We start from the raw sequence: 23,911 nt of genomic DNA, 5'->3' as shown, positions 1-23,911 counted from the left end.
GTCCATCATCAGATAGTTAGGTCTATTTTTTCTTCAATTTCTTTTGGTTCAGGCATAATGAGTTCATTGTCTTCATCCGAAAACTCATCGCGGTAAACCTGAATCAGCATTACAGTGATGGAAACCATTATCGGCCCGAAAATAAGACCCATAAACCCAAAGATATTCATCCCGGCAATGATGCCGAAAACGGTGTTCAGAGGATGAATGTTTTCGAGCCGTTTCAAAAGTGTAAAGCGTAAAAGATTGTCAGTAAGTCCTACAGCAATCAGGCAATAGGCCGCTAAACCCAGTCCCGGGCCTAAATTACCCTCGGCGATCATGAAAATGCAGACCGGTACAAAAACGATTGCGCCGCCCACAATCGGGATCATCGACGTCACTGCGGTAAGTGCAAATAAAAGAACCGGACTTGGCGCATCGAAAATAAAATAACCGATCAATGCTACGATTCCCTGACCCAGCGCAACCACCGGTATTCCGATAGCGTTTGCAATCACCATATTCCTGAATTTATCACCCAAAAGATTGACATTCGATTTTTTCAAAGGGGCTGAACTTTTTACCAACTTTTCGAAAAATCGCGGTCTTTCGAGCATGAAATAGAGGATAAAATACATCGACAGCACGACGGTAAGTGTATTGAAAGTACCGCTCAGCGCCGATGTGGAATATTTACCGACAGAATCTTTCAGTTTATCAAGGTTTTCTTTGCTCAGCAAATCCACTTTGGTTTTGGCATAAACGAAATCGTGAATCTTATCTACAAAAACATTGAATTTCTGCATGTATACCGACGCATTTCCGAGTTTCTCCAGCAGTAAATCTGCGATGAAATATACCGGCAGAATAAGGATAACGAGCGTCGCAAAAATGATGACTGCCGATGCCTGCCATGGTTTCCATTCGCGTTCTTCCTGCAGATACAGATTGTATTTGCGGGATATGATGTATAGTGTGATCGCGCCGAGCAGCGACGGAATAAACAGAGAAAGATTATAACAGATCAAACCCGCCAAAATCAGGATGACCGCGAGCAGGAAGATCTGTTTGATTTTTACCTCGCTGATCTGTTCTTTTTTATTTGGCATTGGTTTTCTTTAATTTTTATTAATGCTCGCCCTAATGAAAATATGAAGCCAATATCATCAGGCATTAAGGCCCAATTGTCTTGGAGCGCCGCAGAATGCGCAATACGCCGCATACATCACTGTCATATAAAACGGAAATGATGCTATAACGCCAATTCCGCAGAGCAAAATACCCGCAATGCTGATTAAGAATCCGATGAAGGATACCAACAAAAATGTACCGTAATTGTCTTTTGCGATTTTAAATGATTTGCTGATCGCATCCGTGAAGCTTGCATTCTCAAACAACAGGATGGGATAACCCAACAGGAACAAAGGCATCACAAAAAATGCCGGAAGAAAACATAACGCAAACGAAATGGCCATGATCACCGTACTTATTAAGGTGTAAATCACGATGTTTACAAAATTTTGGCGGTAGCCGATGAACAGGTCATTCACGCGCAGCGGTTGGTTATAATGGTAGCGGTTTGCGAGGTATAAAATTCCTACATAAAGCGGTGCAAGCAACAGACTCAATATTCCCGAAAGTCCGTAGTAAAGCCGGAAACCGGGTACAGACCATACATCTATGTCACCAAAATCTCCGTCGGCGCTTATTATTTCATCTGAAAGTGTCTGTGAACTGAAACCGGTGACCGGCTGCAGCACCATCGATACGCCGAAATATATAATCATCGCCAATATACCGTACAGAAAGATTCCCTTATAAAGATCGAACGCGTGAGAAATGATATCGCTCCAGTTCTTGGATCGGTTTGTCTCGCTGAATTCCTGAAATGTGCTCATAAGTTTAGTTTTTTTAATGTAACTCAAATTTAAAGTAAAAAGGAGAATATCACATTTAAAAAAAACAACAGTTACTTCACTTCATTGAAATATTGTCGGTAAAGCGTGTAGATCATCGCATGTATGAACGGGAAAGTGAAGAATATCCCAAAACCGCACAGCAGGAACCCGCTCAGTCCGAAGATGAGCGCCACCGCCATAGAGATGAAAATAACCGCGAAATTTTTCTTCAAAACTTTGAACGTCAGAGAAATCCCTTCAAAAGCCCGAATTTGCATGAAAAACATAAGCGGAATACTGAACAGTGTTACAAAATACCACACTATTCCCAGTAGCAGAAGCGCGTTCGCATAAGTGAAAATGATAATCCAAAAAAGGTGGAACGCAAAAAAATTGAAGAAAGCAAATCCCTGATAACCTGCGAACACATCTGTAAAATTGATTTTTTCCTTAAGATCAATCTTACGGTAAATGGCATACAACCCCACCGCCAGCGGATTGATAAGCGCCATCAGAAACAGAAATGCAAGTCCGAAATTACGCGCCTGAGGCAAACGTGAGATCTCTTCCACTTTTTTGTTGAATGCTGCAATATCGGTCTGAACCAATTCTTTGTGTTCCATAAAAAGGTCCCATAAACCAAAATGCTGCAAAAGATACCAGTAGCCCACGAAAAAAAGCAGGAAATACCAAAAACTGAACATCAGCTGATACAGGAGCGTGCGGTTCCAATAGCTGAATGCTGTGCGAAGTGTGTAAGACAGGCCGTTGTCGGGCCTTTTAGAATTTTGCATGCGCAAAAATAGGACTTTAAGTATAAAAGCAGAAGTACAATTTCGTGCTGGCCGCGTTTTCAGTATTTTTGTGCCGATGTTTCCCGCTGCACATGCTCAATTCGATAAAATGGATCAACTGTCACAACAGCAGATTCCGTTTTTCTATATCATTGATTTTGAGGTTGAAAATATTGAAATATTTCGTGAAGATGAATTGCTATTTTCAGGCTTAATGATTGACTTTGAATACATTAAAACACCCAAACCACGACTTGATTTGGCGCGAAACTTTAAATTCAAATCAAACCTGGCAAGTCTTGAAGATTATGAAAAGGGCTTTCAACATATACAGAAACACCTGAAAGAAGGCTACAGCTACCTCGCAAATTATACCTGCAGCACAGAAATTGAAACCAACCTTTCTGCGGAAGAGATATTTGCGCGTGCAGAAGTCAAATACAAAGTATTTTACCCTGGAAAGTTTGTATTCTTCTCACCTGAGACCTTTGTGGAAACAGACGGGAATAAGATTAAAACGCACCCGATGAAGGGAACGATCGATGCAGCGGTAGAAAATGGGGCTGAACTTCTGAGAAAAGACCCCAAAGAGCAGGCGGAACATTACACCGTGGTCGATTTGCTTCGGAATGACCTCAGCATGGTTTCAGATGGCGTTCGTGTAGATGAATTCCAGCGCATTGATCTTATAAAAACCAACAAAAAAAATCTCTATGCGATGAGTTCTGAGATTTCAGGAACACTGAAACCGGAATTTCGGGGAAAAGTTGGCAGTATCATGCGCACGCTTTTACCGGCAGGATCAATTTTAGGCGCGCCGAAAAAGAAAACTTTAGAGATTATCCTCGAAGCTGAAAACCATAAGCGAGGATTCTACACGGGCGTTTGCGGCTATTTCGACGGGAAAAACCTCGATTCCTGCGTGATGATCCGCTTCATCGAACTGCAGGACGAAAAAATGTTTTTTAAAAGTGGTGGCGGCATCACACATTTAAGTAAATTGGCCGATGAATACGAAGAGATGAAAAACAAGATTTATGTCCCAATTTATTGAAAGCATCAGGGTTGAAGACCGCAAACTTCACCTGCCCGACCTGCACCAGCAGCGCGTGATCCGCACATTCGAGCATTTTGGGAAAGAAAACCCAATAGATATTTCGAAAATTTACAGGGACCTTCATCATGATGGCGAAGGGCTGTTCAAGCTTCGGATCGTTTACGATTTTGAAAAGGTTTTACAGACTCAGCTAATTCCTTACGCGATTTCGGAACTGCACTCTGTGCGTCTTGTGGAAAATAATCTGTACGATTATGCTTTTAAATTCGCCGACCGGACAACCCTCGAAAACATGCGGCGCGAGGCAAAAAGTGATGAGATAATCATTGTAAAAAACAATCGTATCACCGATACTTCGTTCTCGAACTTACTGTTTAAAAAGGGTAAAACATGGTACACGCCTTCTACTTTCCTGCTCAATGGCGTGCAGCGCCAGCATCTTTTAAAGACTAAAAAAATAAAAGAAGCGGAAATTACAGTTCAAAATCTGCGGGAATTCTCTCACTTTCAAATCATTAACGCGATGAATGATTTCGATGATATGTTCATCTATCCATTAAGCATAATTCAAAATCTTCCTTAAAACACATCCGTTTAAAACATTGATTTCCACTATTTAAGGTTGTTTTTGCTCTTCGTTTTTCTGCTCTGTTTTAGTTTCATTTTGCGCCGCCTTCTTTTTCTCTGCTGATTTGGCTTCTGCTTCCTTAGCTTTTTTAAGCTGTTCGGCATGCGCAGCCTCGTTCTTTGCCTTATTTAATGAATCCTGATATTTTAATGATGATCTTCGGATCTGTGCAGCAATATCAACTGACGTAGCGCCCGTTGAAAACGAGTCTACCGCAATGGTGTCATACGGAGCAGCCTCCGAAATTTCGCGCTCAGTTTGCTGCTCGGCGAGCTTTTTATCACCACAGGAAATATTTAAAACCAAAAGGAATAAGAGTAGATATTTCATATTATTCAATTTTAAATTCCGCAATCACCGGGTAATGATCAGACAGTTTTTTTCGCCGGTCCACACGGTAAGAAACGGGAATAATTTCAGGTGAACAGAAAATATAATCAATGCGGATCGGTACTTTGTAATCGTGAAAACTCGTCGATGTGCCGCGGCCGACTTCCACAAACGCGTCTTGAAGTCCGTCTGACAGTTGATAATATTCGTAAGAATTCGGGACGGAATTAAAGTCACCAGCCAAAATCACCGGATAAGGCGATTTTTTGATGGTGTTTTTAATGATTTCAACTTCACTTTGATGCGCTTTGAAAGTCGGAATCAGGGTCGCAGCGATGTAGCGGAGTTTCTGTTTGTTCTTGTTCAGGTCGTCCGCCGGCTTCACCTTTGATTTTTCAAACATGAAAGGATTCAGGTATACATTGATAAAGCGGATCATCTTTCCGTTGATTTTAATATCCGCAAAAAACGCTTCGCCATTCTGTGTCGTCGGAATCTTTTCATGATGAATCAGTTCGGTTCGGGAATTCAAAGCAGTAATATAATAGGTATTCGTCCGGTGTGGATATCCGGGCACATTGAACTCACTGGCATATTCCTGTGCGAAAATAACATCCGCACCGCTGTCCTTTAAATAATTGTATACTTCTTCGCGCCCATATTTCCCGCCTTTTATGTTCATTGTCAGCACTTTCAGGTTGGCTTTCTCTAAGCTTTCAGGACTAAAATTCACCCACCGCCGGATAGGATTTATCATCAACAGCGTAAGCGCAATAAACAAGATTGCGCGCTTTTTGCGCAATACGATCCAAATGATAATCAGTATTGCATTGACAATCATTAGCGCCGGAAAAGTAAGCGACAGAATATTGAGCCAGGGAAAAGTTTGCGGGGAAACTACAGAATTAAGTGTCGCGCCGGCCAGCAGCGTGAGCACAAAAACGTGGGCAAGAACGAGTAAAGATCGGATGATTTTCACGGTCACGGGTTAATTGAACCTGTACAAATGCTTTCGCCAGATCCTCGCCAATATAAAACCTACCAACGCTCCACCAACGTGCGCCAAATGCGCGATTCCACCTACGTTGCCAGACACTCCGAGGTAAACGGAGACAATGATGACGATGGGAAGCAAATACTTTACTTTGATAGGAACCGGAATGAACATCAACCCGATTTTCGCATCCGGATAAAGCGTAGCGAATGCCGCGATGACCCCGAAAATTGCGCCAGACGCGCCCACCATCGGGATGGTGATGATGTTTCGCAATGAATTTACGAGCACTTGCTGTTCAGCCACTGCAGCCGCGTTGCCGGGAAAAGAGACGCTTTCGCCGGACAAAAACCCGTCCAGATCAAAGCCAAACGCGGTAAGTGAAGACTTTATTTGTTCAATTTCAATGAAATTCCAGAGATTAAAGAGGATAAATGCACCCAAACCACTAAGGAAATAAAGGAGCAAATATTTTTTGTCGCCCAAAACCTGCTCCAGCACCGGTCCGAAACTGAAAAGCGTCATCATATTAAACAGAATATGAAAAAAGCTTCCGTGCATAAACATGTGTGTAATGACTTGCCACGAATGGAAATAAGGCGAAAACGGATAAAAGGCCGCCAAGTTCATCGTAAGCTGATCGTTTTGCAAAAGCTGCACGAGCAAAAAGACTACAACATTCAGTATGATGATATTGCGGGTAAGCGGCGGTATGGTGTTGAACATTTTTTAAAATTTATTTTTAAGGTCATCCAGCGGAAGTTCTATATAGCAACGCTTTCCAGACGGTAGATACTCCGGAAAACCGAGCGCCGAAAAGTCTTTGATAAGCTGCTCAGCATCTGCTTTGTACAGGAAATCAAATCGCGATTTGCTGTGAATTTTGTTCCATTGGTTTTGGTAGAACTGCATGAATTCGTCTTCCGTCCTGTACTCCAGAATCTCAAAGAGTTGCTCCATAAATTTCATCACCTGAGATTCCTTAAGGCCTTCCGGTACGGCATCTATCCGCAGCACATTGTCATTGGCAATTATCATTTCAAAACCCAGCGCGGGCAGAAACTTCTTTATCGAACGGAACTTATTTTTCTCGGTTTCGTTCATGTGATACTCCAGTGAAAACAGCAACGTGTGCCGCTCGGTATTCTTAGTGAATTTTTGGTTGCGTTCCGAGACGACCAACCGGTGCATCCGTCCCAAATCGAGCATCAGCGTCTTGCCGTTCTTATTGTAAAGCCAGTATCCATTGGGCAAGCGCATAAGGTCCTCATCAAAATCTTCTTCTTCAAAAAGATTGATTTTTGAGGGTTCTGCAGAAGCAGTTGGCTGATACATTTCTAGCAGTGCGGCCTGCTCGCTCGGCACAATGCGCTCCTCAAGAAAAGGATTATAATCTCTGTCAACCGTTATTTCCGGCGCGCGGAAAATGGCGCTGCTTCCATTTTTTTGCTGCACAAAGGCTTCAAGACTCATATCTTTCTCAAAATCAAGGCTAGGCGCCACGTTGTAAATGCCTAAAGCTTTCTTAATGGTGGAACGCAGCAACGCAAAGATCAGGTTTTCATCCTCAAATTTTACTTCAGTTTTTTGTGGATGAATATTGACGTCCACCTTCTCCGGATCGAGTTCCAGAAAAAGGAAAAAAGTCGGAATATAACCAGGCAACAGAAGTCCCTCAAAAGCTTCCTGAACAGCTTTATTATAATACGGACTGCGGAAATAGCGGCCATTCACGAAGAAAAACTGCTCACCACGGACTTTCTTGGCACCTTCGGGTTTGGCGGCAAATCCGCTGAGTTTCACCCAACCTAAATCTTCCTTAATCGGCACAAGAAGCGGATGCAGTTTCCGTCCGAAAATCTCCACGATCCGTTGTAGCAATCCCGATTTGCGTAATCTGAAAATCAAGTCATCGTTATGGAACAGTTCGAAATCTACGTTTTCATGCGCGAGCGCAACACGCTGGAATTCATCAATGATATGCCGGAATTCAACATTGTTATTTTTAAGGAATTTGCGGCGTGCAGGTACATTATAAAAAAGGTTTTTGACTAAAAAATTAGATCCAACAGCCGTCTGTATAGGTTCCTGAAACTGAAAACCGCCGCCTTCGATGTAGATATTGGTGCCCGTAAGTGATTCTGCGGTTTTGGTGCGGAGCTCAACCTGTGCTACCGCAGCAATTGAAGCTAATGCTTCGCCGCGGAAACCTTTGGTTGATATCCGGAAAATATCCTCAGTGCAGTGAATCTTTGAGGTTGCATGACGCTCAAATGCCAGACGCGCATCGGTGTCGCTCATGCCGCTGCCGTTATCTACCACCTGAATAAGGTTTTTACCTGCATCACGGATGATAAGCTCAATCTTCGTGGCGTGCGCATCGATGGCGTTCTCCATCAGTTCTTTTACAATGGAGGCAGGCCGCTGCACCACTTCGCCGGCGGCAATCTGGTTCGCAACGTGATCGGGCAAAAGTTTAATTATATCTGACATCTAAAAATCTACAATGGCACAAAAATAACGATTAGATTTGGGATTAAATATTTAATGAATTGCTTTTAAAAGTTTAGACAAACACATGAGGTTGATAAGCATCGCAACAAAAAAGCTTCCCGACTAAAGCCGGAAAGCTTTTAATTATGACAACATATTTATTTCTTCAAAGTCTTAAAGCCCATTTCATAGAGCGCAAAACTTAAAAGATCAGCATTTTCTCCGATTACCTGCTCGGTACTGCGCCCTGCGCCATGGCCGGCATTTACCTCAATTCTAACCAGCACCGGATTGCTGCACGACTGTTTTTCCTGAAGTTCAGCCCCAAACTTGAATGAATGCGCGGGAACTACACGGTCATCATGATCGCTGGTGATGATCATCGTCGAAGGATAGCAAACTCCTTTTCTCACATTGTGTACAGGCGAGTAAGATTTCAGATAATCGAACATTTCGCGGCTGTCCTCGGCAGTTCCGTAATCGTAGCTCCAGCCTGCACCCGCCGTAAATTTGTTATACCTCAGCATATCCAGAACGCCTACACCCGGGAAGGCAACTTTAGCCAGATCCGGACGCATCGTCATCGTAGCTCCTACGAGCAGACCACCATTCGATCGGCCGGAAAGCGCCATGTACTCAGGAGAAGTATATCCTTTTTGCTGCAGATATTCACCGGCTGCGATGAAGTCATCAAATACATTTTTCTTCTGCATTTTCGTACCCGCATCGTGCCATTTTTTGCCGTATTCGCCACCACCGCGGATGTTCGGCACGGCGTAGATTCCACCATTTTCCATCCAGATAGCATTCACAACCGAGAAACCTGGCTGCAGGCTGATATTGAAACCACCGTAAGAATAAAGGATGGTCGGGTTTTTACCGTCAAGCTTGATCCCTTTTTTGTAATTGATCATCATCGGGATCTTCGTGCCGTCTTTTGATGTGTAAAAAACCTGTTCTGAGACATAATCTTCAGCACTGAATTTTACGTTCGGTTTCTGGTAAATTTCAGATTTACCGCTTTCCAAATTGTATTTATAAATTGTTCCCGGCGTAATGTAATTCGTGTAAGAGAAATAAAGATCCTTGTCACCGTCTTTTCCGCTAAATCCAGACGCTGTACCAACACCCGGAAGTTCGATGGTGCGGACGAGTTTTCCGTCATAATCCATTTGGCGGACAGAAGTCACTGCATCTTTCATGTATTTGGCAAAGATGTATCCGCCTCCTGTGGAAACGCTGAGCACTTCTTCAGACTCCGGAATCACGTCCGTCCACACCGAAGGATTTTTGATGTCGAACTTCACCAAACGCATATTCGGCGCATCGCGGTCTGTGAGGGCGTAGATGATATCACCTTTTGAATCTATGAAATCGGTGTTGTGGCTATACCCTTTCTGGATGGGGATAAAATCTGACTTATTTTTTAAATCTTTAATATAAAGCTCATTTCCGTTAGTCGCTTCAGACGCGCTGAGAATCTCGTAACGCTGGTCATCAGACACACCAACACCCATGTAGCGGCGCTTGAAACTGTCGCCACCGATCACAAGCCTGTCCTGAGACTGTTTGGTACCGAGCTTATGGAAATACACCTTGTGCGTATCTGTTTTTGCTGAAAGTTCGCTGCCGGTAGGTTTGTCGTAGCTTGAATAATAAAAACCTTCATCGCCGGACCACGAAACGCCTGAGAATTTCACGTCTTTAATGGTCTCATCGATGATGTGCTTGGTTTCGGCATCCATGATGATGATTTTGTTCCAGTCGCTGCCGCCTTCTGAAATAGAATAGGTAAGCAAATTGCCTTTTTTGTTGAATGAAATACCTGCGAGGGACGTTGTTCCTTTTTCTGAAAATTTATTTGGATCTAAAAACACCTCCGTCTTCCCGTTTTTATCGGTCCTGTAGAGTACAGATTGTGCCTGAAGGCCATCATTCTTGTAGAAATAGGTATAGTTTCCTTCCTTGAAAGGTGCGCCAATCTTCTCGTAATTCCAAATATTTTTTAGCTGCGAACGGATTTCTTCGCGAAACGGGATCTGCTCCAGATAATTATTGGTAAAAGCTACCTCACGCTGCACCCAGTCTTTGGTAGCTTCTGCCCGGTCATCTTCGAGCCAGCGGTACGGATCCTCTACTTTCTGGCCGAAATATTCATCGGTGTGGGCAATTTTCTTTGTTTCGGGATAGATGCGGTTTTGTGTCATTTTTTGAGGTGAGCAGGCTGCAAGAAAAACAGCACCGGTCAAGATAAGTCCGTTCGCTTTCATTAAAAATCTGTTTTTTTCAAATTTATTAAATTATAATCAGTCGGTACCCTAAACCTTTAATATTAACAAACTTTAAACTTTGATTTAGATTTTAAGGTACGCATTTTGCTAAAATCTTTTTGTTCTAACTATATTATTATGAAAAGAGAAACCGGAATTTTAGTTGCAAGCAGTTTGGGCTTGCTTGTTGGATTGGGAGTATATGGTTTTAAGTTATTCTTGAATAAAAAAGATACAGATTATAAAGCGTATTACGGAGATTATCACCGCCATTTTGATGACGGTTCCTATGATGATCACCACGGCGTAGAGCTGTATGCCATGCAATAACTCTGAAAAATTATACATTTTCTTTCCTGTGTTCATTTGAAGACAGGATTTTTTTTGTTTAAATATTTAATGCTGGCGAGCTAAAAATGCGGTTTTACCGTTGAATAAATATGGACAAAAACTTTATCAAAGGACAGGGCGCGCAGCGGAACGAACACAACCGTTTCGACCGTTTCAGCTGGGAACCTGAAGATGAGGAGCCTGAATCTCTAAAGGTCACTTTTACCGAAGTTTTTCCTAAAACCATAGTAAATGCGGTAAACAGCCCGGATATGCGGATGGATTATTCACTCAATCCGTATCAGGGTTGCGAGCACGGCTGCTCCTATTGTTTCGCGCGGCCGACGCATGAGTTCTGGGGTTACTCTGCGGGAGTTGACTTTGAACGCAAGATTATGGTCAAGAAAAACGCGCCCGAACTTTTGGAGAAATTTTTCCGGAAAAAAGGCTACATGCCAAAAACGATTTCGCTGTCCGGCAATACAGATTGCTACCAACCTGCCGAGCGTAAATTTGAAATCACCCGTAAGCTGCTTCAGCTTTGTCTAGATTACCGTCATCCTGTTTCCATTCTCACCAAAAATGCGTTGGTATTGCGCGATCTCGACATTTTAAAATCATTGGCCGAACAAGATCTCGTGTCAGTTTCCTTCAGCATTCCCACCATTAATGAAGAAATCAGACGGAAAATGGAACCGCGCACTTCTTCTGTAAATAATAAACTTAAAGCCATTGAAACCCTGTCGCAGAACGGAATTCCCGTTGGTGTGATGGTAGCGCCGGTAATTCCCGGTCTTACGAGTGATGAAAGTCTCCCGATTGTAAAAGCCGTTGCAGACGCTGGTGCGAAAAGTTTCAGCTACGTCATTGTAAGGCTGAACGACACGGTGGAACCGGTTTTTGTGAACTGGATCAACGCTCATTTCCCTGACCGCGCACAGAAAGTGCTGAATCTCATCCGTTCGATGCACGGCGGAAACCTAGGCGAAAAAAGATTTCATGAGCGCTACAAAGGTGAAGGAAACATCGCCAAACTCATCCGCAACACTTTCGCTCTTGCAGAGCGCAAGTATTTTGCGGACCGGGAAATGCCCGTTCTGAATGCCGAAAATTTCACCGGAACCCGCGCGCAGCAGCTTCGGTTGTTTTAAAGTTACCCGCACATTCGCTTAGATTCAAAATATTTTGGAAGCAAGTTTTTGATTACTTTTAACAAAATTTTTTTCGATGGTTTTAAGCAGAATATGGAGTGCCTTTATTATTGTGGCCATTCTGGTAGCAAGTTTCAAATATTTATTCTCTGATCATTACAAAGCGATTTACAATGATATGGTGGTCGGCAAAAGCGGTGACACCATTCAGATTGCGACCAAAACTACAGGCGAACTCTCTACCAATGTGCAAAAAACATTGTTGCTAAAACCCGAAACCGAGGAAAACCGGATTCATTACCGCAAAGATTCCGCGACAAGCAACGTGAACGTTTACCGCGTACAGGGCAGCGACGGTGTGATCGGCACTTCGGAAACCGCTGTGAAGATATGTCTAGGTCTTATCGGTATCATGACGCTGTTTATGGGCTTTATGAGCATTGCTGAAAAAGCCGGTGGCATCAATCTGCTGTCGCGGATGATCCAGCCGTTTTTTTCGCGCCTTTTCCCCGAGATTCCGAAAAATCATCCGTCATTCGGGCATATGCTGCTGAATTTTTCAGCGAACCTCCTTGGTCTTGATAACGCTGCGACGCCTTTCGGATTGAAAGCGATGGAAAGTCTGCAGACACTTAACGTTGATAAAGACCGCGCCAGCAACTCGCAGATCATGTTTCTGTGCCTTCATGCCGGCGGTCTCACACTGATTCCGGTTTCTATCATTGCAATTCGGGCATCGATGGGTTCAGAAACGCCTACAGACATTTTCCTGCCGTGCATGATCGCCACTTTTGCGGCCACGATGGCCGCGATGATCATCGTTTCGCTTTATCAAAAGATCAATTTGCTTCAGCCGGCGGTAATTGCTTACGTTGGCGGCATCTCCGCAATCGTCGGGTTATTAGTCGTTTACCTGGTAAATTTATCTAAAGAAGGCATTGATAATTTCTCTATGCTCCTCAGCAACGGAATTATCTTGCTGATTTTCTTTGCGATTGTTCTGGGCGGTGTTTATAAAAAAATAAATGTGTTCGACGCCTTTATCGAGGGCGCGAAAGAAGGGTTCTGGACTTGTGTGAAAATCATTCCGTATCTGGTTGGGATGTTGATCGCCATCTCATTGCTGCGGACTTCCGGCGTTTTTGATGTGCTGATTGATGGAATGAAATGGTTTGCTGCGGTTGCCGGCTTTGACACCAGATTTGTGGATGGTTTACCTACGGCGCTCATCAAACCGCTGTCCGGATCAGGCGCACGCGGGATGATGGTGGATACGATGCAGACCTTTGGTGCCGACAGTTTCCAGGGCAGGCTGGCAGCGGTGCTCCAGGGAAGTTCCGATACTACATTCTACGTCATCGCGGTATATTTCGGCGCGGTGGGTATCAGAAACACACGCTACACCGTCACGGCCATGTTACTTGCGGACCTCGTGGGCATCATCACTTCGGTTATTTTGGCGTATATTTTCTTTGCTTAAATAATTTTAGTTCTAATTATTTTTGAACAATCAAACCCTTTTAACAACTTGAACATTGAACCCTTTGAACCCATTTAAATAAACCCATGATCCACGACAAAGATTACATCATAAGAATCGTAAAACAGTTTTCTGAATTTTTAGGCAAAATGATTCTGGGCGGCAAAAATGACGGCGACTCCACAGAACTTCAGCGCATCTTTGATACAAATATGAATGACACGTTCAAGATGACTTTTGAAAAGCTTGCCGAAAAAGACACGGCGAAAATCACTGGACTCATCGAAGCGAAAGAGCCCGCACACCAAGTTGCTTTTTACGAACTTCTTGGGCACCTTTTTTACTTTAAATTTAAGGAAGAGGAAACGCCCGGTTTTGCTGAAAAGTCAATTGTATTTTATGAACTGTTCCTTCAAAAGAGCGGTATCTTTTCTATGCCGATTGTTTCGCGGATCAGCGAACTGAAAGCCAACGTGTAACATTTAAAAAAAATTGCCGTCTTATTAATTAAAATTAATAATGAAGAAATCTGCTGCAGTTTTACTGGTTTTGTTCTCTGTCACCGCTTTTTCGCAGAAAAAATGGACGCTGCAGGAATGTGTAAATTATGCGTTGGAGAATAATCTGACCGTAATTCAGAATACTTTAAACACGCGGATCCAGGATAAATCGCTCGAAATTGCGAAGCGCGAATATTTACCATCAGTTTCCGGAAACATCAGCAACAGCGCTAGTTTTGGTCAGGGCCGAGATATTTTTGGGACCACGGACCGGAATGATAATTTCAACAACAATGCAAGCGTGGGCGCAGACATCCTTCTTTTCAATAACGGACGTCTTGAAAAAAATATCCGCCGTACGGAATTTGAAGTCGCGGCTACAAAATACGATACCGAAAGAATAAAAAACGATATCTCGCTTCAGATTGCGCAGCAATATCTGTCTGTGCTTCTCAACCGTGAGATCGCCAAGATTTCGGCCAGCGCGCTCGAAAATGCAGAAAGACTTTATCAGCGTGCAAAGATCACCACCGACGTCGGAACAACTGCCCGAACGGTATTAGCTGAAGCAGAAGCAGCACTCGCGCGTGAAAAACAGAACGTGGAAACAGCGCGCATCAATACAAACAGAAGTCTTTTTGCACTGGCAATGCTACTTCAGCTCGAAGAATACAAAAACTTTGACATTCAGGATGTTCCGGTGGACGATACACTGGGAGCGCCACTTTTCACAGCTGAAAATATCATTGAAAAAGCATACGAAAACCAACCTCAAATAAAAGCGGCTGAGAGCCGAGTACAGGCCGCGGAGGCACAAACCCAAGTTACCGAAACTGCATTCTGGCCGGTGGTAAGTGCCAGCGCGGGTATTGGGACATCGTATTTTAATTCATTGGTAACCAATTACGCAGGTGCCGACATCAATGGAAACCCAATTCGTGAAAGTGGCTTTTTCAAGCAGTACAAAGATAATTTCGGGCAGCAGCTCGGGTTATCGGCCAACATCCCGATTTTCAACAAAGGAATTACAAAACTGCAAGTGGAGCAGGCTAAAATAAACGAAGATATTGCAAAAACGACCTTCCGGCAGCAGCGGCAGCAGGTGCTGCAGAATGTTCAGCAGGCGCAGTTTGACGCCGAAAGTAATTTCGCGGCTTTTTCAGCGGCCCGTGAGGCTGAACGCAGTGCGGAACTTGCACTCAATTTTGCCGAGAAAAGCTTTGCAGCAGGCCGTTCTACCGTGTATGACCTTAATGCAGCCCGAAACAATTATGCCAATGCGCAGGGATCTGTAGCTCAGGCAAAATACAACTATCTTTTCAGCCTGAAACTGCTTAATTTTTATGCAGGGATACCTTTAAGTCTTTAAATAATCATTGAATGTCGATCACTAATCTTGAAAGGTTTTTGCCTGAAGGCACGCTGCCTTTTCTGAAAACCTGGTTTGGTGAGCACATTATTCACATCAAAATTACGCGCAAGCGACAATCAAAGCTTGGGGATTACCGGAAAATGCCGGACGGTTCACATCAGATTACGGTGAACGGCACCCTACAACCTGAACTTTTCTTCTTTGTCCTCACGCACGAACTGGCGCACCTTCTTGCATTTCAGGAATTCGGTTACCGCATTTCGCCGCACGGCCAGGAGTGGAAGCAAACGTTCCGAATGATGCTTGTGGGCAGCATTTCGGTGTATGCCAATGATCTGAAGCCCATCATATTAAAATTTGCCAAAGCGCCGAAAGCTAACTTTATGTCCAGCCCGGACCTTGTAAAATATTTCCACATAGAAGATTGCGAAGACGAGAGTTTATACATCGAAGATTTGGCTGATGGTGACCTATTCATCTACCGCAATGAACGGTACTCCCTCGATGGAAAGCGGAAAAAGAACTATCTTTGCACCAACCTCGAAAACACGAAAAAGTATATTTTCAGGCCGTTGGCGAGGGTAGAAAAAATCAGTTAAATATGTCCCAATCAAATAATTACTGCGTGATAATGGCCGGAGGAATCGGCAGCAGATTCTGGCCTCTGAGTACACAAAAATACCCCAAACAGTTTCAGGACATTTTAGGCACCGGCCGAACCATGATACAGCAGACCTATGACCGTATCAGCCAGATCGTACCGGCAGAAAACATCTACGTCATCACTAACAGCGAATATGTTTCGCTCACCGAACAACAGCTGCCGGAGATTAATCAGGCGAATATTGTAGGTGAACCGATGATGAAAAACACGGCAGCATGTAATATTTACATGGCGAAGAAAATTGCAGCCAAAAACCCGAATGCTAATATGATCGTGCTGCCCGCAGATCATTTGATCCTTAAAGAAAAAACATTTCTTGAAAAGGTGGAATTGGCTTTCAATCTGGCATCCCAAAACGATTTTCTCATCACGCTTGGTATCACACCAACTCGTCCGGATACCGGCTTCGGCTATATTCAGTTCCTCGAAACAGAGAATTCAGATTATTTTAAAGTAAAAACCTTTACCGAAAAACCTGATCTCGAAATTGCAGAAAGTTTCCTCGAAAGTGGTGATTTTCTATGGAATGCAGGCATTTTTATCTGGAACACAAAATCGATTTTAGCCGCATTTGAAGAGTATCTGCAAGACATGTCGCAGCAGTTTATCAGTTGTGAATACAATACGGATGAGGAAGCAACATGCATCGAAACCATTTACCCGAAAGTTGCAAAAATATCCATTGATAACGGAATTCTAGAGAAGGCCCAAAATGTTTATGTAATACCCGCAGATTTGGGTTGGAGTGACCTTGGCACCTGGACTTCAGTTTTTGAAAACTCTAAAAAGGACGAGAATAAGAACGCAATTCAGTCCAAAAATGTGTTGACCTATCACACGCAGGGCAACATTATACAGATTAAAAACAAGAATAAAGCAGCAATAATCGACGGACTTAAAGATTACATCATTGTGGATACTGATAAGGCTCTGCTAATCTGCCCGCGTAAGAATGACCAGCGCATCAAAGAATACATCCACGATTTGAAAAGCATTAAAAAAGGCGACAAATTCCTCTAAAAAGAATTTAGGGATTAATTTTAAATTTTCGAGGTTATCTGCTGAATATCAATCTCATGCAGACACGCCCAGTCCCCACGATAGCAGGGTTTATCTCCGAAGACCGAACATGGCCGGCAAGTAAGGTCCTTTACCTGCACCACATCTGCCTCCGCCTGTCCGTACCCCAAAAAACCCGCATAGGGATGAGTGGAACCCCACACGGAGATACAGCGCGTACCTACTAAACTTGCTAAATGCATATTCGCGGAATCCATCGAAATCATTACTTTCAGACGGGCAATTTGGTCGAGCTCTTCGGTTAACGATAGTTTTCCGGCCATATTCACGGAATTTGGGATTTGCGAAACCCATTTATCGAGTACTTCAATCTCCGTACTGCCACCTCCAAAAAAATAAACTTTGTCTTTTTGTGCAAGCAATCTGGCGAGTTCAAATGATTTCTCGAGCGGTAACATTTTACCCGTATGCTGCGCGAAAGGCGCGAAACCAATTCCGGCTTTGTTGTCCGACAGAGTTCGGTAGGTGTGCGAAAGCTCAACGGTAAAACCCATTTTACGGAAAACATCGGCATACCGCTCGGTGTTAGGTTTCAGCGGCCCTTTTTCGATGTTCCAAATGTCTGTGAGATGATCTTTCGCGTCTTTGCCCTTGTCGATTATATGCACGGGAAAGCCTTTGCGGCGGAAGGCGCGACTCAAAATCTTCGTTCGGATCACATCGTGAAAATCCGCAACGTAATCAGGTGTGAATTCGGCATTAAGCTCTTTTGCGAGCTTCCGCATTCCCAGAAAACCTTTATAATCGTTGATGTCGACGCCTTTAAATATAAAGTTGGGCAATCCCGTGAAAAGATCCCGAAAGTTAGCGCGAGAGAGAAAAACGATCTGTACGTGAGGATTCTGTTCCAGAAATTCTGTGAAAACGGGCACCGTCATGGCCACGTCACCAAACGCTGAGAAACGGTAAGCTAAGATGGTCGTCATTTTTTCAGTTGGAAAGCCACGGCATAGAACTTTATTTGCTTGGTCATCGCCATAAGGCCGTTGGCCCGTGATGGCGATAAAAATTCCTGCAGACCAATTTCAGAGATAAAATCAAAATCAGAATCCAGGATTTCCTGTGTGCTGTGTCCGCTGTAGATGGAAACGAGCAGCGAAACAATGCCTTTAGGCAAAATACCGTCTGAATCGGCATCGAAATATAGCTTTCCGTCGCGGAAATCGGCATCAATCCATACCTGAGACTGGCATCCTTTGATAAGATTTGAATCGGTTTTCCGGTCTTCGGGCAAACCTTTCAGCTCTTTTCCGAGATCGATTATGTACTCGTATTTCTGTTCCCAATCTTCCAGAAAGGCGAATTCTTCTACAATTTCCTGCTGTTTTTCCTTGATTGTCATCTGCTCGCTTCAATTTGCACAAAGATAACGATTTCGGTTTTAGAAATTTTCGGCAGTTACTTTTGCGAACAAATCTGTGATTTTGTCTTCCTCGTTTTCCCAGCAAAGTTCAGCGGCGGCACGCTCAAGTTCGGGTTGGTAATGGGCACGTCCGTTTTGAAGAATGGTTTTTATTGCAGCGGCAATCGTTTCAGGTTCGTGGTTTTGTACGATTTCTCCAATTTTAAAATCACTGTAAACGCGCATCATCTCAGGAAAATTAATCATAACCAAGGGTACGCGCGCCTGAATGCAGTCGGCAACTTTATTCGGCAGCGAGTAGAGATAACTCACACCACCGTTTTCTTCAAGACTTACGGCTACATCTGCTGTTCGAGTCACTTTTCGGAGTTCTGTAGGAATCAGCTTGCCTAAAAATTTTACTTTGTTTGATAGATTTTCACTGATAACCAACGCTTTATATTCATTAATTTTAGGTCCGTCACCGGCAATTTTAAAGATCACACCTTCAAGATGTTTCATGGCTAAGATTGCCTGCCTAATTCCGCGCGACTGATTGATAGCTCCCTGATACAACACGATTTTCGGCTGATTTTCGGGGAATGTTTCGGGTTGCTTTAATTTTTTCGGAATATTTCGGATGACGACAGGATTCACACCATATTTTTCCGAAAACCACTGCGCATAACTCTCGCTTTCGGTCATCATATACTCAATTTTCGGCAGCAGGAAAGATTCCAGTTGGCGCCAGACTTTCTGTGTAAAACGGCCCTGAATAGCGGGCATTTCGGTGAAAATCTCGTGGCTGTCGAAAACCAGAGGTATTTTTAATGATTTTGAAACTAAATAATTCGGCAAAAGTGCATCGAGATCATTTGCGAGAAAGATGGTTTCGCTGTCAACGTGTTTCTTTAATTCAAAAAAGAGCTTCCAGTTAAATTCCGGATAGGCAAGTCTAAGCGATAAAGATTTTTGTTTAATGATTTTCACCGGATATGGCCGGCTGATCTCGCCGCTACCTCCATAATCATTACCGATTAAGATCACCTTGTAGCCTGCATTGCACAGTGTATCGCACACTTTCTCGATCCTTTGATCGGTATACAGATTGCTGAACGCAGAGACTACAACTTTCATTTCGGTCTTATGATTTCTTCAGCAGATGGTACACCTGGATAAAGCACAAAATGGCATTCGGAATAATGATTGGCCAAAGATAGTCGCTGAAAACACCATAAACTACAAACAGGATGCAGCCGATAAGGTTCACAATGCGGATTTTGGTAATATCTTTAAGTACAAAACTCAGCACGATAAAAAGCGAAGCGCCATAGCCAACAAAATTTGTAATTTCCGGGGTCATAAATGTAAATTAAAAGGGCACAAACCTACATATTTTCAATGAGATGCGAAAACTTTTTCCTGCCAATACGTCATTAAATGATTTTGGTCAAGTATTTGTAACTTTGATTGGCACTGGAAATCAAGAGTGATTTTCACTAAATTTTTCACAAATATTGAGCAATTATATGGACCATAAATTTTCAAACGGTTTAGATCAGGTCTTCCAGCAAAGTAAAAGCGAGGCAAAACGCTTACAAAGCGAGTTCCTTAATACCGAACACTTTCTGCTGGGCATGATAAAAACCGAGAATTCCGCAAAGGAAATTCTGCAAAGTTTAGGCGCAGATCTTACGCAGATCCGCCGAAAAATAGAAAATATGTCAGCCGCAGGAATCAATCCGTTTGCAGCTGATACAGGGAAGATTTCATTTACTAAAATGGCTGACCAAGCCGTGAAACGTTCTGAACTGGAGTGCAGACAATACCAAAGTTCAGAGATCAACACAGTACACCTGCTTTTGGGTATGCTTTATAAAGCAGACGACCCTACTACTAGCATTTTAAGTTCTTATGACATTGATTATGAGCGCGTAACTGCAGAATACAGATTGCTGCTGAAAAACTCAGGTCAGGACCCAAAAATGAGCGCCTATGACGATGATGAAGAGCGCGAAGAATACAGCCAAATGCGTAAACCTACCGGAAACATCGGATCTGGTAAAAGCAAGACGCCCACCCTCGATAATTTTGGGCGTGACCTTACCTCTCTTGCAAAAGACGGGAAACTTGATCCCGTTATCGGCCGTGAAAAAGAGATTGAACGTGTTTCACAGATCCTGTCGCGAAGAAAAAAGAACAATCCACTCTTAATCGGTGAACCGGGAGTTGGTAAATCTGCTATTGCAGAAGGTTTGGCTTTACGAATCCAGCAGAAAAAGGTTTCACGTGTTCTTTACGGAAAACGTGTCATCACACTTGATCTGGCGAGTCTTGTTGCCGGTACAAAATACCGCGGACAGTTTGAGGAACGCATGAAAGCCATCATGACAGAACTTGAGAAAAACCGCGATGTGATCTTATTTATAGACGAGCTTCACACCATCGTGGGTGCCGGCAGTTCTACCGGAAGCCTTGATGCCTCAAATATGTTCAAACCTGCGCTCGCACGCGGCGAGATTCAATGCATCGGTGCTACAACGCTGGATGAATATCGCCAGTACATCGAGAAAGACGGCGCGCTGGAGAGACGTTTCCAAAAAGTGATGGTAGAACCTACTTCGGTGGAGGAGACCGTGCAGATACTCAATCAGATTAAAGACAAATACGAAGATCACCACAATGTAACGTATACCGACGAAGCCATCAATGCCTGTGTAAATCTCACGGCGAGATATATCACAGACCGTTTTTTACCGGATAAAGCGATCGACGCGATGGATGAGGCCGGATCCCGTGTCTACATCAAGAACATGAAAGTTCCGACTGAAATCATTGAGCATGAAAAACAGATTGAACTCATTAAAGATCAAAAGCAGAAAGCGGTAAAACGTCAGGATTACCTTGAAGCAAGAAAACTGAAAGATGAGGAAGAAAGGTTACAGATAGAACTGAACATCGCGCAGGAAAACTGGGATAAAAATGTAAAGGAAAAAAAAGAGGAAGTAACGGAAGAAAGCGTGGCAGAAGTAGTGTCTATGATGAGCGGAATTCCGGTGACGAAAGTGGGCAAAAATGAGCTCGACAAACTTTCGAATATGGATGAAATGATGAACGGAAAAGTCATCGGTCAGGAAGAAGCGGTGCGGAAAGTGGTGAAAGCCATACAGCGAAACCGTGCGGGCCTTAAAGATCCGAACCGACCAATCGGAACCTTCATTTTCCTTGGAACTACCGGTGTAGGTAAAACCGAACTTGCAAAAGTGATGGCGCGCGAATTATTTGATTCCGATGAAGCACTCATTAGAATCGATATGAGCGAATACATGGAAAAATTTGCAGTGTCAAGGCTCGTAGGTGCGCCTCCGGGATATGTAGGTTATGAAGAAGGTGGCCAGCTAACCGAAGCGATTCGCAGAAAGCCTTATGCAGTGGTGCTTTTAGATGAGATCGAGAAAGCGCATCCGGATGTATTTAATATCCTGCTTCAGATCTTAGATGAAGGTTTCGTCACAGATTCACTCGGTAGAAAGATTGATTTCAGAAATACGATCATTATCCTTACGTCGAATATCGGTACACGTGACCTTAAAGATTTCGGTGATGGTGTAGGTTTCGGTACATCTGCCAAAAAGTCCACCAGCGATGCACGTGCGAGAAGCACGATAGAAAATGCATTGAAGAAAGCTTTTGCGCCAGAATTTTTGAACCGTATCGATGATATCGTGATATTCAACAATCTTGAAAAAGATCATATTTCGAAAATTATCGATCTTGAACTTAATAAGTTGTATCAAAGACTTGAAAAACTTAACTATAAGGTTGAGCTTACGCAGGATGCGAAAGACTTCATTGCAGAGAAAGGCTGGGATAAAGATTTCGGCGCAAGACCGCTGAAGCGTGCCATCCAGAAATATATCGAAGATTTGCTTGCCGAAATGCTGGTAAACAAACAGCTTGCAGAAGGCGGAACGCTGGTCCTCACTGTAAATGAAAACCGTGACGGCCTTGTAGGCGAACCTGCGAAGAAAAAGCAAAGCGTTTAAACTATCATTACTCACAAAAAACCCTGTCGAAACTGACAGGGTTTTTTATTTGCTTTATTTCTTCTTAGTCTTTTCGCGTTCAACTTCTTCACGCAGGAAAGGATACTTCTGTTTCATATCTTCCAGTAGCTGCGGATCCAGCTTAAGGGCTTTCGCAAGTGCTGAACGGCCGCTTTTGGGATTGTTTATATGGAAATAGCAGTTGCTCAGCTGATAGAAGATTTCTGCACGGTTATGGAGCTTTGTGGCATTATTCAACACAACGACAGCTTCATCAAAATCGCCCGTAAGCATTAAAACTTCTGCATACGCATACCAGTTGTAAAAACGCGTTGGTTCTGTATCTACCAGTTTCTTCAGCGCAACCAAACTCTCATCAAAACGGCCGGAATCGATATATAAATAAGCCAGCCTCTTTTGGTAATCGAGGTTTGAATCATTCATCAGTACCGCTTCACGCGCAAAGTGCAGCGCCTCTTTCATGCCGCCCATCTCTTCATAAATGTAAGATTGCTCCATCATCGAAAGATAGAACTGAGGATCGTCCCGCAAAGATTTCTGGAAAGCCTGCAGAGCCAGCGCAAGCTGCTTGTTCTCCTTATAACACAGACCAATCTTGTAGTAGGTAAAAGATTTGGTATATTCAAGCACCAGCATTTCCTCATAAACCTCTACCGCTTTCAGCCACTCGCCCATCGCTTCATAGCACGCAGCTTTGTTGGCATAAACGCCCACGGATTGCGGATTGATTGCGAGCAGATAATCGAAACCACGGATCGCTTCATCGTAGTTCTTGCGGTTGAAATAAAACTGTCCGTATTCATACCATGCGGTTTCCGAAAAGGCGAATTTATCAAGATAACCGTTCAAGAATTCGATGGCTTCATCCGTACGTTTGAGCTGATTGTAGCAAAACATAATGTTCTCCAGCGAATATTCGTCCTGCTGATCGAATGTGAGTGCCAATTTATAGTGTTTCAGCGCATTAAAAGGATCTTCAAGGTTCACAAACTCATCAGCGATGAAATTGTGCAGGAAATTTTCTTCTTCTTCCAGTTCCAGCGCTTTTTCGCAATATTCAATTGCCCGGCGCGGGTTTCCAAGATTAGAATAATATTTTGCGCAGCACACAAGAAAATCAGTGCTTTCCATTGAAGCTTCCTTCAACTCCATCATAAGTTCCTTTGCAGGCGCATAATTTTCCAGTTCCAGATAAACCTCGAATTTCTTTATCTTCAGTTCCAGTGAATTGGGGTGCAACTTCATTGCAAAATTGGTCGCCATTTCCGCAAAGGTAATGTCGCCCATTTCAAGGTAGTGAATGATGATTTCCTCGTACTCTTCAGTTTCGAAGTAGAGTTCATCATTGTTTTCCACCATTTCTTCGAACTTCTTAACAAGCTCGTTTTCAAAAAATTCTTCCAATATATTTTCTCAGTGTTATTTCCAATGTTTGAATTTTACTTACAAACCCCGAAAAAACTTTTTAATAAAATTTGT

Annotated in this window: 23 protein-coding genes; 10 read left to right on the top strand and 13 right to left on the bottom strand. The window is 43.3% G+C overall.

The genetic code is table 11. The features are described from left to right. Positions 1-8: 8 nt before the first annotated feature. The 3 genes from H9628_RS02905 to H9628_RS02895 form a co-directional block, all read right to left on the bottom strand. Positions 9-1,091, bottom strand: coding sequence for an AI-2E family transporter (locus H9628_RS02905; RefSeq protein ID WP_251832615.1), 1,083 nt, complete (start codon positions 1,089-1,091; stop codon positions 9-11). A 57-nt stretch (positions 1,092-1,148) separates the two neighbouring features. Next, complete coding sequence (locus tag H9628_RS02900; protein WP_251832614.1) at positions 1,149-1,880, bottom strand: beta-carotene 15,15'-monooxygenase; 732 nt, start codon at positions 1,878-1,880, stop codon at positions 1,149-1,151. 71 nt (positions 1,881-1,951) lie between these two features. Beyond that, positions 1,952-2,674, bottom strand: a complete 723-nt coding sequence (locus H9628_RS02895) for a DUF2189 domain-containing protein (protein ID WP_251832613.1) — start codon at positions 2,672-2,674, stop codon at positions 1,952-1,954. Positions 2,675-2,783: 109 nt separating this feature from the next. Between H9628_RS02895 and H9628_RS02890 the strand changes: the two genes are divergently transcribed. Next, complete coding sequence (locus H9628_RS02890; RefSeq protein ID WP_394368172.1) at positions 2,784-3,728, top strand: aminodeoxychorismate synthase component I; 945 nt, start codon at positions 2,784-2,786, stop codon at positions 3,726-3,728. Further along, entirely contained in the window at positions 3,712-4,314 is a 603-nt protein-coding gene (locus H9628_RS02885; protein ID WP_251832611.1) for an aminotransferase class IV, read from the top strand. Before H9628_RS02890 ends, H9628_RS02885 begins: the two co-directional genes overlap by 17 nt. 33 nt (positions 4,315-4,347) lie before the next feature. Here the strand turns inward: H9628_RS02885 and H9628_RS02880 are convergent, their stop codons facing one another. The 5 genes from H9628_RS02880 to H9628_RS02860 all read right to left on the bottom strand — a co-directional run bounded on the left by H9628_RS02880 (position 4,348) and on the right by H9628_RS02860 (position 10,446). Further along, the gene (locus H9628_RS02880) at positions 4,348-4,689 is read right to left on the bottom strand and encodes a hypothetical protein (protein ID WP_251832610.1); all 342 of its coding nucleotides are present in this window, start codon (positions 4,687-4,689) and stop codon (positions 4,348-4,350) included. Between the two features lies 1 nt (position 4,690). Further along, positions 4,691-5,668 carry an endonuclease/exonuclease/phosphatase family protein gene (locus tag H9628_RS02875; protein ID WP_251832609.1) on the bottom strand — a complete coding sequence of 326 codons (978 nt, stop codon included), beginning with the start codon at positions 5,666-5,668 and terminating at the stop codon, positions 4,691-4,693. Positions 5,669-5,677: 9 nt separating this feature from the next. Further along, positions 5,678-6,409 (bottom strand): rhomboid family intramembrane serine protease, encoded by a 732-nt coding sequence (locus H9628_RS02870; RefSeq protein ID WP_251832608.1) that lies wholly within the window; start codon positions 6,407-6,409, stop codon positions 5,678-5,680. 3 nt (positions 6,410-6,412) lie between these two features. Further along, positions 6,413-8,176, bottom strand: coding sequence for a DNA mismatch repair endonuclease MutL (gene mutL / locus H9628_RS02865; protein WP_251832607.1), 1,764 nt, complete (start codon positions 8,174-8,176; stop codon positions 6,413-6,415). Positions 8,177-8,334: 158 nt separating this feature from the next. Further along, a complete protein-coding gene (locus H9628_RS02860; protein WP_251832606.1) occupies positions 8,335-10,446 on the bottom strand; it encodes a prolyl oligopeptidase family serine peptidase in 2,112 nt (703 codons plus the stop codon). A 138-nt stretch (positions 10,447-10,584) separates the two neighbouring features. Between H9628_RS02860 and H9628_RS02855 the strand changes: the two genes are divergently transcribed. From H9628_RS02855 to H9628_RS02825, 7 genes are all read left to right on the top strand, one after another. Then, a complete protein-coding gene (locus H9628_RS02855; RefSeq protein ID WP_251832605.1) occupies positions 10,585-10,776 on the top strand; it encodes a hypothetical protein in 192 nt (63 codons plus the stop codon). Between the two features lie 110 nt (positions 10,777-10,886). After that, positions 10,887-11,927 (top strand): PA0069 family radical SAM protein, encoded by a 1,041-nt coding sequence (locus tag H9628_RS02850; protein WP_251832604.1) that lies wholly within the window; start codon positions 10,887-10,889, stop codon positions 11,925-11,927. Between the two features lie 76 nt (positions 11,928-12,003). Then, the gene (locus H9628_RS02845) at positions 12,004-13,407 is read left to right on the top strand and encodes a nucleoside recognition domain-containing protein (protein ID WP_251832603.1); all 1,404 of its coding nucleotides are present in this window, start codon (positions 12,004-12,006) and stop codon (positions 13,405-13,407) included. A gap of 86 nt (positions 13,408-13,493) precedes the next feature. Continuing rightward, the gene (locus H9628_RS02840) at positions 13,494-13,886 is read left to right on the top strand and encodes a hypothetical protein (RefSeq protein WP_251832602.1); all 393 of its coding nucleotides are present in this window, start codon (positions 13,494-13,496) and stop codon (positions 13,884-13,886) included. A gap of 40 nt (positions 13,887-13,926) precedes the next feature. Continuing rightward, the gene (locus H9628_RS02835) at positions 13,927-15,276 is read left to right on the top strand and encodes a TolC family protein (RefSeq protein WP_251832601.1); all 1,350 of its coding nucleotides are present in this window, start codon (positions 13,927-13,929) and stop codon (positions 15,274-15,276) included. A gap of 11 nt (positions 15,277-15,287) precedes the next feature. After that, a complete protein-coding gene (locus H9628_RS02830) occupies positions 15,288-15,878 on the top strand; it encodes a SprT-like domain-containing protein (RefSeq protein WP_251832600.1) in 591 nt (196 codons plus the stop codon). Between the two features lie 2 nt (positions 15,879-15,880). Further along, positions 15,881-16,963: a mannose-1-phosphate guanylyltransferase gene (locus H9628_RS02825; protein WP_251832599.1), complete on the top strand. Its 1,083-nt coding sequence runs from the start codon at positions 15,881-15,883 to the stop codon at positions 16,961-16,963. 20 nt (positions 16,964-16,983) lie between these two features. Here H9628_RS02825 and H9628_RS02820 read toward each other — a convergent pair whose 3' ends face one another. Genes H9628_RS02820 through H9628_RS02805 form a run of 4 tightly spaced genes read right to left on the bottom strand, consistent with a single transcriptional unit; the run spans position 16,984 to position 19,728 of the window. Further along, positions 16,984-17,949, bottom strand: a complete 966-nt coding sequence (locus H9628_RS02820; protein WP_251832598.1) for a glycosyltransferase family 9 protein — start codon at positions 17,947-17,949, stop codon at positions 16,984-16,986. Beyond that, positions 17,946-18,365 carry a SufE family protein gene (locus H9628_RS02815; protein WP_251832597.1) on the bottom strand — a complete coding sequence of 140 codons (420 nt, stop codon included), beginning with the start codon at positions 18,363-18,365 and terminating at the stop codon, positions 17,946-17,948. Before H9628_RS02815 ends, H9628_RS02820 begins: the two co-directional genes overlap by 4 nt. Positions 18,366-18,404: 39 nt before the next feature. Then, positions 18,405-19,502, bottom strand: coding sequence for a glycosyltransferase (locus H9628_RS02810; protein ID WP_251832596.1), 1,098 nt, complete (start codon positions 19,500-19,502; stop codon positions 18,405-18,407). Positions 19,503-19,509: 7 nt separating this feature from the next. Continuing rightward, positions 19,510-19,728, bottom strand: coding sequence for a uroporphyrinogen decarboxylase (locus tag H9628_RS02805; RefSeq protein ID WP_251832595.1), 219 nt, complete (start codon positions 19,726-19,728; stop codon positions 19,510-19,512). 166 nt (positions 19,729-19,894) lie between these two features. Between H9628_RS02805 and H9628_RS02800 the strand changes: the two genes are divergently transcribed. Next, positions 19,895-22,411 (top strand): ATP-dependent Clp protease ATP-binding subunit, encoded by a 2,517-nt coding sequence (locus tag H9628_RS02800; protein ID WP_251832594.1) that lies wholly within the window; start codon positions 19,895-19,897, stop codon positions 22,409-22,411. A 54-nt stretch (positions 22,412-22,465) separates the two neighbouring features. Here H9628_RS02800 and H9628_RS02795 read toward each other — a convergent pair whose 3' ends face one another. Next, positions 22,466-23,836: a tetratricopeptide repeat protein gene (locus H9628_RS02795; protein WP_251832593.1), complete on the bottom strand. Its 1,371-nt coding sequence runs from the start codon at positions 23,834-23,836 to the stop codon at positions 22,466-22,468. Positions 23,837-23,911 lie beyond the last annotated feature (75 nt).

This window comes from Kaistella pullorum (genome assembly GCF_014837035.1).
GTDB classification, from domain to species: domain Bacteria; phylum Bacteroidota; class Bacteroidia; order Flavobacteriales; family Weeksellaceae; genus Kaistella; species Kaistella rhinocerotis.
This window is presented reverse-complemented; position numbering and strand designations above follow the sequence as displayed.

What these genes read in the sequence shown, in the direction of transcription:
- H9628_RS02905 (WP_251832615.1), bottom strand. Translation starts at nt 1,091, where the DNA reads ATGCCAAATAAAAAAGAACAGATCAGCGAGGTAAAAATCAAACAGATC.
- H9628_RS02900 (WP_251832614.1), bottom strand. Translation starts at nt 1,880, where the DNA reads ATGAGCACATTTCAGGAATTCAGCGAGACAAACCGATCCAAGAACTGG.
- H9628_RS02895 (WP_251832613.1), bottom strand. Translation starts at nt 2,674, where the DNA reads ATGCAAAATTCTAAAAGGCCCGACAACGGCCTGTCTTACACACTTCGC.
- H9628_RS02890 (WP_394368172.1), top strand. Translation starts at nt 2,784, where the DNA reads ATGGATCAACTGTCACAACAGCAGATTCCGTTTTTCTATATCATTGAT.
- H9628_RS02885 (WP_251832611.1), top strand. Translation starts at nt 3,712, where the DNA reads ATGTCCCAATTTATTGAAAGCATCAGGGTTGAAGACCGCAAACTTCAC.
- H9628_RS02880 (WP_251832610.1), bottom strand. Translation starts at nt 4,689, where the DNA reads ATGAAATATCTACTCTTATTCCTTTTGGTTTTAAATATTTCCTGTGGT.
- H9628_RS02870 (WP_251832608.1), bottom strand. Translation starts at nt 6,409, where the DNA reads ATGTTCAACACCATACCGCCGCTTACCCGCAATATCATCATACTGAAT.
- mutL (WP_251832607.1), bottom strand. Translation starts at nt 8,176, where the DNA reads ATGTCAGATATAATTAAACTTTTGCCCGATCACGTTGCGAACCAGATT.
- H9628_RS02860 (WP_251832606.1), bottom strand. Translation starts at nt 10,446, where the DNA reads ATGAAAGCGAACGGACTTATCTTGACCGGTGCTGTTTTTCTTGCAGCC.
- H9628_RS02855 (WP_251832605.1), top strand. Translation starts at nt 10,585, where the DNA reads ATGAAAAGAGAAACCGGAATTTTAGTTGCAAGCAGTTTGGGCTTGCTT.
- H9628_RS02850 (WP_251832604.1), top strand. Translation starts at nt 10,887, where the DNA reads ATGGACAAAAACTTTATCAAAGGACAGGGCGCGCAGCGGAACGAACAC.
- H9628_RS02845 (WP_251832603.1), top strand. Translation starts at nt 12,004, where the DNA reads ATGGTTTTAAGCAGAATATGGAGTGCCTTTATTATTGTGGCCATTCTG.
- H9628_RS02840 (WP_251832602.1), top strand. Translation starts at nt 13,494, where the DNA reads ATGATCCACGACAAAGATTACATCATAAGAATCGTAAAACAGTTTTCT.
- H9628_RS02835 (WP_251832601.1), top strand. Translation starts at nt 13,927, where the DNA reads ATGAAGAAATCTGCTGCAGTTTTACTGGTTTTGTTCTCTGTCACCGCT.
- H9628_RS02830 (WP_251832600.1), top strand. Translation starts at nt 15,288, where the DNA reads ATGTCGATCACTAATCTTGAAAGGTTTTTGCCTGAAGGCACGCTGCCT.
- H9628_RS02825 (WP_251832599.1), top strand. Translation starts at nt 15,881, where the DNA reads ATGTCCCAATCAAATAATTACTGCGTGATAATGGCCGGAGGAATCGGC.
- H9628_RS02820 (WP_251832598.1), bottom strand. Translation starts at nt 17,949, where the DNA reads ATGACGACCATCTTAGCTTACCGTTTCTCAGCGTTTGGTGACGTGGCC.
- H9628_RS02815 (WP_251832597.1), bottom strand. Translation starts at nt 18,365, where the DNA reads ATGACAATCAAGGAAAAACAGCAGGAAATTGTAGAAGAATTCGCCTTT.
- H9628_RS02810 (WP_251832596.1), bottom strand. Translation starts at nt 19,502, where the DNA reads ATGAAAGTTGTAGTCTCTGCGTTCAGCAATCTGTATACCGATCAAAGG.
- H9628_RS02805 (WP_251832595.1), bottom strand. Translation starts at nt 19,728, where the DNA reads ATGACCCCGGAAATTACAAATTTTGTTGGCTATGGCGCTTCGCTTTTT.
- H9628_RS02800 (WP_251832594.1), top strand. Translation starts at nt 19,895, where the DNA reads ATGGACCATAAATTTTCAAACGGTTTAGATCAGGTCTTCCAGCAAAGT.